A 12,790-nucleotide genomic window follows, 5' to 3' on the forward strand; every position below is an offset into this window, starting at 1 on the left:
TTTTTCAAACCTACACAATATTCCTACCGTCTAACAAGCACTTAAGTATCTGCCCTTTATTGTTTTAGTGTCGAATTTGATCTCTATCCTCGGAAATCGAGCTTAAGGCAATGCCAGCCTCCGAACTTGTTTGTTTATGTATGGCAAGATCCGCTAAAGCAATGATGCCGATCAGCTTATCATTTTCTACAATAGGCAGTCTCCTGATTTGTTCATTACCCATTAACTCCTCAGCTTCGTCCACTAACATATCGGGGCTGCCAGTTATAAGATGAGTGGATATCACATCTGTAATTCTCGTCGAATTCGGTTTTTTTCCGGCAACACAGCGAATCACGATGTCCCTATCAGTAATAACGCCGACCAACTTGCCATTATCCAATACAGGAATGACTCCAACATCATTGTCCTTCATTTTTACGGCTGCCTCATATATATTATCTTCCACTGTACAAAAGAACACATCCGTAGACATAATATCCCTTAAAGTAGACATGAAAATCCCTCCATTATTCAAATGTTGCTTGATTATTGTTGACCACAGGATAGATATTATTCAGCTTGATGCAAGGTTCATTCCACATACTTCCCATGATCAGGCTTAGCCAAAGAGTCGAATTCCCTAGCAAGCTTCAATAGTCCAATATCCAATTCTTCTCCTTCAGCTGGATATCCGTGCCCCGTTACAGCAATCTTAGGCTTAAGTGCTTCAAGCCATCTCACCGATTGCTTGGCCGCCTCCCAATCGGTTGTCAAATACCGCGGTGGGCCTGAGATTTCCCTCTCCTGAGTGAAAACCTTATATAACGAATCCTGCCTGACATTCACAAAAGCATCCCCCGCAATCAGACTTCTATCACTTTCCCGAAAAAGTGAAATATGTCCTTTGGTGTGCCCCGGAGTATGGATCCATTTCCACCCGTCAAGATCTGGTACAGACTGATCGTCAGGAAGGGGTTGAATTTTTTCATCCAGATTGATCCCTTCATTCGGAAACATCCAAGAAATCTTGGCAACCAATCCCCCTTCTACAGATGGGTCAGGCTCAGGATAACTTTCTTGACCCGTCAAATAAGGCATCTCTTTTATGTGGGCATAGACAGGTGCCTTCCAATACTCCATCAGCTCGATCAATGCGCCAACATGGTCGAAATGGCCATGTGTCAATATGATGGCAGCCGGAGGATGGTCCGTTCCGTATATAGCTTCTGCGTTCTTCTTTATTATTTCCGCTGAACGTGGCATTCCCGCATCGACCAATATCCATGTCCCACTTTTCGGAAGTCCTAAAAAAATGACATTGACGATTTGAACAGATAGGCAATAAATATCCTCCCTAACCTTCCTGACCTCTCCACTGGTCACTGATGTCATGGGCAAAATTTTCTCATTCAAATGGTGATCTTCCATTATAACCACTCCTAACTTGGACATACTGTCGTTAGATTACCCCGTAATTGAAAATAAAAACCAGCCCATAATTTATTATAGGCTGGTTATCTTCAATAAACATCCTTCCGGGTGAAGGCGGCAAACGAGACAATTAAAGCAAGCAGCCACCAAACGAGAAGCGTAATGACGGAGGATAATAAGGTCATTCCTTCAATTGGCGGAGCCGAACCACTAATGTAGGTGGTCAACTTCAAATTCACCATGAAGAAATATTTTGCTGATTCCCATGAAGAAACCATATTGTTCAAGATAGCTCCTGAAATCAAGGCTGCCAGCATGATACCCATCCCGGCAGGTGTACTTCTCACAAGCACCGATAGCATGAACGAAAGCGTTCCGATCACGACCGCTACCAGCCATACAAGTCCCAAATCCATCAAAAGGAATTTCCATTGTTCCACTAGCCTTACTTGGCTGACATCCACATCTGCTCCGTTCAATCCAAATCCGGTAATGACCGGGGCCGCCCAGCCTTGATAGCCAAAAACAAGACCAGATAACAAATAGGACAATAATGCTGTCATCGCCACGATGATCGATACCGACAACAATAAGGTTACATATTTGCTCATTAAGATTTTCCATCGCTTCACTGGCCGTGTCAGCAGAAGCTTAATCGTCCCTTGACTATTTTCAGAAGAAACCAAATCGCTTGCTACAATCATGATGAGCAATGGAATGAACAAATCGATGGCATTTTCCAGAAACATGCGTGTAAAAGTTGCAGCCCCAGGTTCTGAAGGGTTTATGTCATGATCAAGGTAATACTGCTGCTGCTTCAGCCCCACTTCGAGCTGTTCACGCCACTCATCGAGCATCCTATTTGAGCTTAAACGGTTTTGTGTATCAATGATCTGCTGCTGAAGAGCAGCGCGCCAATCGGTAGTACCCAACTTCTCCTGCTGCTCTTCCGCTTGCTTATATTGAGCGTACGTAAACATCAGTACCAAAATTCCGACGATGACCCCAATTATGACCAATCGTTTCTTTGCCAACAACTTCATCATTTCATTTTGGATCAAATTATTCAATGCCAGCACCCCCGCCGCCGGTTACTTGTAAAAATAATTCCTCCAAGCCCGGTAGTTTCCGGTTCATTTCATGCACCTTCACCCCAGCCAGGTTAAGTGCAGCATTCCATTCAGGGGTTTCAAGTTCATCATAAGCAGTAATGATATATTTTTGATCTACATTCACTTCCGTGAACCTGCCAAGCACTTCCACTCCCAATTGGATTGGCTCTACTCTCCAAAGTATCCGCTCTTGTGAAGCCAATAGACTTTGCACCGTATCGGTCTGGATTATTTCTCCATTTTTTATGATGGCGACCCGGTCACAAAGCTGCTGTATTTCACCTAATAAATGGGATGATACGAGGACACTCATCCCTTCTTCTTCAGCCAATTTCCTGATGAACTGGCGCATCTCCCTAATCCCGGCAGGATCAAGGCCATTTGTCGGTTCGTCCAAAATCAACAGCTTCGGACTATTCAGCATGGCCTGCGCAATTCCCAACCGCTGCCTCATACCTAGAGAATAGGTCTTCACTTTATCATGAATTCTTGCCTGTAGGCCGACTAGCTCAACAACCTCGTTCATTCTTTGCCTACCCACTTCAGGTAGCATCCTTGCAAAGTGAAGCAAATTATCCCAACCACTCAAAAATGGGTAAAGCTCTGGATTTTCAACGATACAGCCCATATATTGCATCGCCTTCGTAAAATCCTTGCGGACATCATACCCACAAATTCGAATCGATCCTGCAGAAGGCTTGATCAGCCCAACCAACATGCGTATAGTCGTCGTTTTACCGGCTCCATTCGGCCCTAAAAAGCCAAATACCTCTCCTTCGTTCAGGTCAAAATCGATTCCTTTAATAATTTCCCGATCGCCAATCCTTTTTTTCAAGCCCTTGACAGACAATGTCACCTGCTTCATCGTTTTTCATCCTCCCACTTTATTAAAGGAGCAACCCGATCAGCAATTAAACGGTACCCCTTCTTATTAGGGTGAAAATTATCCGTATATAAATAATCATTAACCGACAATTGGAAAAGATCAAAGGTCGGCACGAAAATGGCATTTTTATAGTGAGCCACGACTTCTGCCGTATCATTATTCCAATCCCTGACGATTCGGTTCGTATCCAGGTCATCATCCAATTCTATAAACGGATTATATAAACCAAGCAAAAAAATGGTAGCTTTATCATTGACTTGATTGATATTTTTAAAAATATCATTTAAGTTTTCCATATATTTCTTTTGCGACTCCGAGATGACTTGACTATCATAATCAATCAGCGTCTGTCCCTTCTGAAATAAGTCATTGCCGCCGATTGTCAGTAAAATGACATCGGCTGCCTTGATTTGTCGCCTCACTTCCTTTTGCTTGACCTGCTGCACCAATTCTTCTGAAACTTGTCCATTAATGCCGAGGTTATGTATGATTGGTTTATGATTATATTCATTCTCCAAATCTTCTAAAACAAGCCCGACGTATCCTTTTCCTGACTCATCGCCTGTACCTCGTGTAAGCGAATCACCCAATGCCACGACCGTAAAGTCATTAGCCAGATCCTTTTTAATGGGGGTTGCTTCAGTTGATCTCATATCGGATGTTTTCTTTCCATAATGATCAAAGATCGTCCATCCCAGACAAAACAAAAAAAACAGTCCGACAACAGCTGAAATTATCGTAGTAACCAACACTTTGGATTTGCTCAAGAGCACTCACCCTTCCATTCATTCTCTACTTTCCATTAAATCATATTATTTCCAAAAACAAAAAACTGATTGCTCTTTAAATGAAAAATCAATCTTACCCCCTATTCTTCAGGTCTTTCACCCAGGTGCAGGAACCTTATGGACCGCCTCTGGAAAGCTCAGCGCCTGCCGTGAAATGGAACGGGACAACCAATCCTTTAAAAACATAAAAGCTGCAGACATGCCCTGGCCTACCTAGGTCGTCTGCAGCGGTCTACGAAAAAGGAATAAAATCTAATTTCTAATTACCTGCTGTTCTTCTTGGCACTTTTTGCTTATTATCCAGCCTCATGAGCCAGATTGTTAGCAGCATGCCAATCAAGGTGAGTACACCATAGAATAAATACACCGCATATATACCCGAATCATCCAAAATGATCCCGCCGCAGAAAGTGCTGAACCAATTCCCCAATCCATTGCCGATTGCAGAATAAAGCGTAATGGCCGTAACCGTTATATGGGCAGGCACGACCTTGCGGATATACTGTAGGGCCGCTGGGATGAATAGGCCTAGTGAAAACCCTTGGATGACCGAAGTCACGTATACCATAGCTAAACTCGGTTCGCTAAAATACAGGATCCAGCGAACCAACGAGGCTGCTCCAGCCAATAAGGTGATGGGCAGCAAACCTATTCTATGAATCCAGCTGCCCGCCATTCTCATAAACGGGATTTCCGACAAAACCGCCAGAAGAAAAGCGATACCGATTCCCGTGTATGTCCCGCCTCTCGCCTCTACAAACAAACCATAATATACGTTATTAGCAAGATTAGGGCCAAAAAGCAGGAATGTTATCGCAAGGAATATGAGGAACCGTTTCATCGTAAACAATTCTTTCATCCCGCTGAAAACCTTCACCCTTCCTTGAGGCGGCTCTTCTGGCAACCGGAGAGCTAGAATGGCCGCAACCAATAGACCGGCGAAAAAGGCGTAAAATATAACCGCTGGACCAATGAACGATTCAGATAGCTTCCCCATCATAAAAACGGCCACACCAAAACCAAGTGAACCGAATAAACGGATTTTTCCATAATTTGATTTTATTCTCGTCGTATATTGAAGCGTGATGCTGTCCGAAACCGGTATGATGGCACTTTGAAAGATCGCTAAAGCAATCGCCACGGCCACTAAAAGTAAATAGGGGTCGAACAGCAAATAACCTAACCCGAAAACACCAGCAAGAAATGTGGTCACTGCCAGTATTTTTGCCGGTTTTCCGCTCCAATCACAGACAATTCCCCAAATGGGCTGAAAAATGATCATCACGACAGGTCCAACAGACATGATCGAGCCAATTTCAAGACCGGACAAGCCCGCTTCATTCGCTAAATATACACTTAAAAGCGGTGTTAAACTTCCAACAGCAAAAAATGAAAATAAGTAAAATACCTTCAAACTTATCATATTAGCTCGTATTTGCTTTTCCAAAACCAGTTTCCCCCATGCAGTCAACTTCTATCAAGACAACCTATGCCTTTTCCGAATTTTACGATTCACTTAGAATGACGCCCGTTTTTTCATTGCTTCCCTTGCAAATGGCCTCTACACGTTTTAAGGGAAGGACGATATTAAAGACCGTCCCTTCATTGACCTCGCTTTCAATAAGGACTTTTCCTAGATGATTTTCAATTATTTTGAAGCTGATCATCAATCCTAGCCCATTCCCCGATTTTTTTGTGGTGAAAAATGGTTCTCCGAGTCTTCTTATCTGCTCTGGCCGCATTCCCATTCCTGTATCGATTATCGAAATCTGCACGGCTTCCTCTTTACGTTCAACCTTGACTTTGATGTCTCCGCCATCCGGCATCGCCTCCATCCCATTTTTAATGAAGTTGATAAACACTTGTTTAATCCGGTTCTCGTCACAATTAACGAGAATCACATCATGGGAACAAAATAATTCAAGAGTTACGTTCTTTTTTCTTGCATCAAATTCCGTCAGCGATAAGATATTTTGAATGATTGGCACGATGTTCTTTGTTTCCAAAGTCAAGGACTGTGGTTTGGCCAATTGCAGGAATTCTTCAACGATCTGATTGACACGATCGATTTCATCGAGAATTATTTCCAGATACTCCAACCTGTTTTCGTCCATTTCATCTAATTGGAGAAATTCCGTATATCCTTTCATGGATGTCAGTGGATTCCTTATCTCATGTGCAACACCGGCAGCAAGCTGTCCGACTGCAGCCAATTTGTCTTGGCGATGAAGCATCTCTTCCGTTTGTTTACGCTCTGTTATATCATACCGGATGGATAAAAACTGAAAAGGCTTTCCAATCACCCCGAAAAACGGAACGATGGTTGTATCCACCCAATAGAAGCTGCCATCCTTTGCCCTGTTCCTGATTTCCCCCTTCCAAACCTTCCGGTCATAAAGGGTGCGCCACATCTCCTCGAAGAATCCCTTGGAATGAAGCCCCGAATTAATCAGTTTATGAGTCTGGCCAATCAATTCATTTCTTTCGTATCCGGATATTTCCGAGAACTTTTCATTCACATCGATAATGACTCCTTTAGCATCAGTGATGGCAACAATGGAGGACTGGTCGATGGCATATTGCATGTCCTCTAATTCCTGAATGGATCCGATCAGGTCATTTTCCGCCTTTTTCCTGCGCGAGATATCTGAACAGATTGAAATATATTGATAAGGTTTACCCTTTTTCATGAAAGGAACGATGGTCGTATCCACCCAATACGTAGCGCCGGTTTTAGTTTGATTGCATATTTCCCCATTCCAGGTCTTCCCTTGGCCAATCGTGACCCACAAATCCGTAAAAAACTCTTTTGGATGATAACCTGAGTTGATGATGGAATGATTCGTGCCGATTAGTTCCCGCTCTTCATATTGAGATATTTCCATGAATTTTTCGTTTACATAACTGATCGTCCCTTTTGCATCCGTGATAGCGACAATTGAGGATTGATCTAACGCATGCCTGATATCATTCACCGTATTATCACTCTTTGCCAAACGCCGGCCGACGATCGTACTCGAACCAATCAGACTGGCAAGGATGAATAAAGAAACTAAGCATATTAGGTAAAGCATGAATGGGGTAAGTTGAACAAAATTCCCCTGTGTGTTTTTACTGTCGATCGGTATCACTCTCAAAAAAAGATAATATCCTTCAATGATTGCCCCGCCCATCATCAATGTACTGAGCGGTTTTAATGATGATTGACTGACCTTTTTGAAGTAAAACAAGATGGCCAGTGCTGTTGCAAAGATACTAAAAATGATGAGCAGCGTACTGACAAGCAGATACGGATTATATTGCACAGAGCGGTTAATGGCAAAAATGCACATCAAATAGTTAGACAGCAATGCCATCGTTAGCATAAAACTGCAAAAAACGATTTGCAGCATTTCTGTTTTATACGATATGGCCAAAAGTCCGACTGCTGCGATCGAGATCGCTAAAAGTAAGGAAAAAATTATTGCAGAAAAATTGTATGATGCAACCCCAGAATTATCGAGTGTGTATATGATCACTAAATTCAGTGTCCATATGGCGACCCCGAGCGAACAACTGCTTCCTATGTACAAAAGGCGCTTATACTTCTTGATTGACAGAAATGTTGTCAATAAATCCAACGCCGTATAACATGCCATTATGATTAAGAGTGCCGCAATCATAAACAGGATGGGATTTAATGCTACGATTGATTGTTCCATTTGAAATGATCACCTCTACCGTTCTATTCTCCTATATTGTAATGGAAATTCATAGTGACTCAAAGGTTTTTATTTCCTTTCACCCATCCTTTCGGCCATGGCCCCTTCAGCCAGACCATTTCTGGAGAAATAAAGGCTTTCTTTCATAAAATCAAAAAAATTAGAAATACTATTCTTTTGTATAGAGTAAAATAGAAAAAGGACAAAGGCTGACAACCGTCCGATCAAGCTTTTTCAAGACGGTGCATATCTTTTGACCAAAATAATTATTCAGAAAATATATTATATATGAATGTTAATTTCTTTATTTAATTATCCCTATAGGTTTATAATTAAATGGTACATAGAGAGAGAAGGAGTGAGAGGCATGATTATGTCAGACCTGGCAGGAGCAAGCACAGCGGAAATTATGCAAAAAAAGACCCAGCATAAAAAATTGACGCTAAGACAAATTTTACAGAGAGGTCTTTTGATAACGATCGGGGCAGTTTTGATGGCTGTCGGCCTCGAGATTTTCTTGGTACCGAATAATGTTATCGATGGCGGGATAACAGGCATTTCGATTATGTTATCCTACATAACTGGTTGGAAGCTCGGTATCTTCCTTTTCATCTTAAATCTCCCTTTCTTTTTTATCGGGTATAAACAAATTGGAAAAACCTTCGCATTATCTACCCTGTATGGAATATTAGTCCTTTCCATAACTACTACATTGCTTCATCACGTACCAGCTTTCACACAAGATATTCTCTTAGCATCCGCTTTTGGCGGAATGATTCTTGGCATTGGTGTTGGAATGGTCATTCGTTATGGCGGCTCGTTGGATGGTACGGAAATTCTGGCCATACTTGCCAGCAAAAAGCTCCCATTTTCAGTTGGAGAGATTGTCATGTTCTTTAATTTATTCATCCTTGGCAGTGCTGGCTTCGTTTTCTCTTGGGATCGTGCCATGTATTCGATTATTGCGTATTTCGTGGCCTACAAAACGATGGATATCGTTATCGCTGGTTTGGATGAATCTAAATTCGTATGGATCATCAGTGATGAGTTCGGTGATATTGGAGATGCAATCATGCACCGCCTTGGAAGGGGCGTTACCTTTTTAGCTGGTGAAGGCGCTTATTCCGGGGATGACAAAAAAGTCATCTTTTGTGTAATCAACAGACTTGAGGAAGCAAAGCTTAAGGATATCGTAAAAAGTTTCGATCCATCAGCATTCCTTGCCGTGGGGGACATCGCGGAAGTTCGCGGAGGCAGGTTCAAGAAAAAGGATATTCATTGAGCTTTTCAATTATCCTTGCTGCTTTTTGCATATAGCCTAGGCAAAAAGATAAAAAAAGCTGAAGGGAATCCCCTTCAGCTTTTTTTATACAAAATTTAATAATTTCTTGGATTGTTAATTGCTTGAAGCATTCTGGTTCCGGGTTTCATCTCGCTGCTGCATAGCGGACAAACATGTTCATCGTTGCTAGTAAAGTTATCACGAATCCAACCTTTGCAATCTTCTGATGTACATTCCCATACCTTTGTTTCTTCAGGAATGATTTCTTCCGTATTATTTCTTCTATACATATATCTCACTCCTTAGAATTGAATTGACTCCGTCAAGCATAAAATCTCCCAAGCCATAAAGATAAAAGAAGAATGGATGGCGAATAATCTAAATAATTGTGAGTAATACTCATGCTTATTCTCCACACCCAACTTCACAAGTTTCAGGAAGTTGAGATTTAAGACGATGAATTTTTAATAACTCAATAATCATTATATCATATATATGCCTTAAATAATTGAGTAAAGATTGTAAAGAAGAAATGATTTCTGTAATTAGTGCCAGATAAATATGAAACACAGTCCCGAATACCTCGGGGTAATCGGGACTGTGTTGTAAGAATCCATTCCATATGGTTCTTCCTGCCGGTTCGAATGAAATTATTATAAAATGAACCAGGCATGAGAGTAATTTTAGTGCCAAAACCTAAAACAATGAAAGCCCTGCCTCTCTCCCATCCATACGGTTCCTAGACCGCGCCTGCGAGAATCAGGTAAAAGCTTGTAAGTACATGTTTATTAATTAAAACCGTCCGTAATTCCAATTGGGAAAAGTAAATTCCAAAAGATAAATGGTACATAGAAGTAAGTTAATGAAGAACAGAAATGGATCGAGGAAAATACTTGGTGACTATTTGTATTTCTATTTATCTAGATGTGTTTAACTTGATTCTACTTCATCGCATATATGATGAAAAATTATTTGATTAATAAAAATGCTACTTTAAATTACCCTCCAGTGCTTATTGTTAATAACACTGAATCTTTATATTACCACAAATACATTTACATGTAAAGTGTTATATTTGAATTCAGTTTACCCTGACATTAACGCAAAAAAATAAAGAGGCAAAGTTTCACCTCTTTTATTTGAACGCATTATATTCATTTTCAATTTTCGGCAATTCCCTGACTTCCTCGACCAATTGACTGCCGCACATTGGGCAATCATAATTTTCCGAGGCGAAATCCTTTCTCATCCACCCGTTGCAATCTGCTGATCCGCATGCATATACTATCGTATCTTCCATAATGATTTCTGGTTCCTCTGAATTCTTTTTGCCAAAATACATGAGCAACCTCCTCTTTTTTATATAAAGACTCTGATTAAAGGCATTGACCTCACCTTACATCAACCCTAGTATACGCATTAAATCAAAATCTTATTTATTCACGGTAAAAAATTCCCAAAATCCATCTCATCTTTCTTCTAACCCTGCTTTCACCATGATCGCTCTAATCATGAAATATGAAATATGTTCAGGCAGTGCTTCTTTCAGGGGTTTAAGTTTTTCGGAATCCAAGTGTAACGCCGTTTCCAAAACGAGATTGTACACTTCATCCGAGAATATATCGTCCCATTCAATGTCCAAGCGCTCTTGAGCACACTTTAATAAATGATTTTCGACGGATATCGAAGACAGCCCTCTCAAGGTTCCAATTTCTTTTATTGATTTTCCCTCTTGGTACAAGCGATAGCTTTCCAGGTGTGACGGTTCCACGCTTCGCTTACTTGTTTCTTTAGTAATCATTGTATTCGCCTCAAGTTCAGGGTGTGCCTGTACATATCGGGAAATCCTTTCTATGAACACGGTGCCGAAGCGTTCAAATTTCTGGGTGCCCACCCCTTTGACTTCCAGGAATGCCTGTTCCGCTGTTGGCAGTTTTGCAGCCATATCCTTTAAGGAAGCATCGGAAAAAATAATGAATGGCGGGACATTTTCCTTAGCAGCCATTTCTTTTCTTAGTTGCCGCAGTTCTTCAAATAACCCATGATCCACACTGATGCTGCTAACTTGCTTCACTTCTTTCCGAAGTACTTTTTTTTGTCCCAAAAGAACCTCCCTTCCGGAATTGGTTACTTTAAGGACCGGGAACTGCCCACCCGTCATTTCGATATACTGTTTAGCTGTCAGGAAGTCAATGAAATCAGCAACATCCTTTGCCGTTTGATTATTGATGATTCCATAAGTCGAAAGCTGCTGAAAGCCAAACTCCTCCACTTTCTTATTCCGTGAACCTGTCAGCACCTGTGAAATCATCGTCTTGCCAAATCGTTCACCCATGCGCAGCATGCATGAAAGAACCATCTGTGCCTGGGTCGTTACATCAACGGAATCGCGTTTATCTGTACAGTTCTCGCAATGACCGCAATCCGCCGGGTTTTCTTCCCCAAAATAGCGCAGAATAAAGGCCTGTAAACACCCTTCGGTAAAGCAATAGTCCTTCATTTTATTTAACTTCTTCAGTTCTTGGGCTTGCCACTCCTGAGAGGGGTTGGACTGATCGATCAAGAATCGTTGAATCTGCATATCTTGCGGGGAATACAATAGGATGCATTCACTATCCAAACCATCACGCCCTGCACGACCAGCTTCCTGATAATAACTTTCCATATTCTTTGGAGTTTGATAATGGATGACGTATCTAACATTCGATTTATCGATACCCATGCCAAAGGCCGAAGTCGCAACCATCAAAGAAACTTCATCACGAATGAATTCATCTTGCTGTGTTGAACGATCCTGTTCATTCATCCCAGCGTGGTAGCGTCCGGTTTTGAAGCCAGCTTTATTAAGCTTTGCATGCAATGAATCCACTTCTTTCCTTGTTGCTGCATATATGATACCTGATTCATTTTTATTCTTTTCGATATAGCGCATTAAAAAACGTCCGCGATTTTCTTCCTTCACAACGGAGAAAAACAAGTTTTCCCTGGAGAATCCCGTTGATACGGCATGCTCCTTGGATATACCAAGCGACTGACATATATCGTCAGTCACGTGCGGCGTGGCGGTTGCCGTCAAGGCCAGGACAGTCGGTTCGGCCGGCATGTTCTTCAGCAATGTTTTGATTTTTAAATAGCTTGGTCTGAAGTCATGACCCCATTGTGAGATACAATGAGCTTCATCGATGGCAACCAATGAAATTTCCACACTAAATAATTCCTGTTGAAAAGCAGGGTTTTCCAGTCTTTCCGGAGCAATGTATACCAACTTATATCTTCCTTGCTTAATATCGTTCATTCTCTTTGAAGATTCCAAACCTGAAATGGAGCTATTCAGAAATGTGGCATCAATTCCGTTTTGTTCGAGGGCATCTACTTGATCCTTCATAAGGGAAATAAGCGGGGATATCACGAGTGTAACACCAGGCAGCAAAAGTGCCGGAATTTGATAACAAATGGACTTACCACCCCCAGTGGGCATGATTCCCGCTGTATTCATTCCTTTTAACACCTGTTCAATGATTTGTTCCTGTCCTTTACGAAATGATTCATACCCATAATATTGTTGTAAATATTCACGTGCTTTTTCCATCAATTCACTACTCCTTCTA

11 protein-coding genes are annotated in these 12,790 nt (G+C 41.5%); 1 reads left to right on the top strand and 10 read right to left on the bottom strand.

Features of this window, described 5'->3' with window-relative positions:
• Nucleotides 1-64: 64 nt before the first annotated feature.
• The 7 genes from ABE28_RS12770 to ABE28_RS12800 form a co-directional block, all read right to left on the bottom strand.
• Entirely contained in the window at nucleotides 65-496 is a 432-nt protein-coding gene (locus tag ABE28_RS12770) for a CBS domain-containing protein (RefSeq protein WP_064464710.1), read from the bottom strand.
• 77 nt (nucleotides 497-573) lie between these two features.
• Entirely contained in the window at nucleotides 574-1,410 is an 837-nt protein-coding gene (locus tag ABE28_RS12775; protein ID WP_064464708.1) for an MBL fold metallo-hydrolase, read from the bottom strand.
• A gap of 92 nt (nucleotides 1,411-1,502) precedes the next feature.
• Nucleotides 1,503-2,483: an ABC transporter permease gene (locus tag ABE28_RS12780; protein ID WP_064464706.1), complete on the bottom strand. Its 981-nt coding sequence runs from the start codon at nucleotides 2,481-2,483 to the stop codon at nucleotides 1,503-1,505.
• Nucleotides 2,476-3,390 carry an ABC transporter ATP-binding protein gene (locus tag ABE28_RS12785; RefSeq protein WP_064464704.1) on the bottom strand — a complete coding sequence of 305 codons (915 nt, stop codon included), beginning with the start codon at nucleotides 3,388-3,390 and terminating at the stop codon, nucleotides 2,476-2,478. Before ABE28_RS12785 ends, ABE28_RS12780 begins: the two co-directional genes overlap by 8 nt.
• Nucleotides 3,387-4,178 carry an SGNH/GDSL hydrolase family protein gene (locus ABE28_RS12790; RefSeq protein ID WP_156775766.1) on the bottom strand — a complete coding sequence of 264 codons (792 nt, stop codon included), beginning with the start codon at nucleotides 4,176-4,178 and terminating at the stop codon, nucleotides 3,387-3,389. Before ABE28_RS12790 ends, ABE28_RS12785 begins: the two co-directional genes overlap by 4 nt.
• Before the next feature lie 280 nt (nucleotides 4,179-4,458).
• A complete protein-coding gene (locus tag ABE28_RS12795; protein WP_064465295.1) occupies nucleotides 4,459-5,622 on the bottom strand; it encodes an MFS transporter in 1,164 nt (387 codons plus the stop codon).
• A gap of 82 nt (nucleotides 5,623-5,704) precedes the next feature.
• Nucleotides 5,705-7,900 carry a PAS domain S-box protein gene (locus ABE28_RS12800; protein WP_064464700.1) on the bottom strand — a complete coding sequence of 732 codons (2,196 nt, stop codon included), beginning with the start codon at nucleotides 7,898-7,900 and terminating at the stop codon, nucleotides 5,705-5,707.
• Nucleotides 7,901-8,309: 409 nt separating this feature from the next.
• Here ABE28_RS12800 and ABE28_RS12805 point away from each other — a divergent pair, with 409 nt between their 5' ends.
• On the top strand, nucleotides 8,310-9,182 hold the full coding sequence (locus ABE28_RS12805) for a YitT family protein (protein ID WP_373921344.1): 873 nt from the start codon (nucleotides 8,310-8,312) through the stop codon (nucleotides 9,180-9,182).
• 95 nt (nucleotides 9,183-9,277) lie between these two features.
• Here the strand turns inward: ABE28_RS12805 and ABE28_RS12810 are convergent, their stop codons facing one another.
• From ABE28_RS12810 to recQ, 3 genes are all read right to left on the bottom strand, one after another.
• Complete coding sequence (locus ABE28_RS12810; protein WP_034307294.1) at nucleotides 9,278-9,472, bottom strand: cold-shock protein; 195 nt, start codon at nucleotides 9,470-9,472, stop codon at nucleotides 9,278-9,280.
• 845 nt (nucleotides 9,473-10,317) lie between these two features.
• A complete protein-coding gene (locus ABE28_RS12815; protein ID WP_053346482.1) occupies nucleotides 10,318-10,524 on the bottom strand; it encodes a cold-inducible protein YdjO-related protein in 207 nt (68 codons plus the stop codon).
• Nucleotides 10,525-10,650: 126 nt separating this feature from the next.
• Nucleotides 10,651-12,771, bottom strand: a complete 2,121-nt coding sequence (gene recQ, locus ABE28_RS12820) for a DNA helicase RecQ (protein ID WP_064464698.1) — start codon at nucleotides 12,769-12,771, stop codon at nucleotides 10,651-10,653.
• Between the last annotated feature and the right edge of the window lie 19 nt (nucleotides 12,772-12,790).

Origin of the sequence: Peribacillus muralis (assembly GCF_001645685.2) — a bacterium.
GTDB lineage: Bacteria > Bacillota > Bacilli > Bacillales > DSM-1321 > Peribacillus > Peribacillus muralis_A.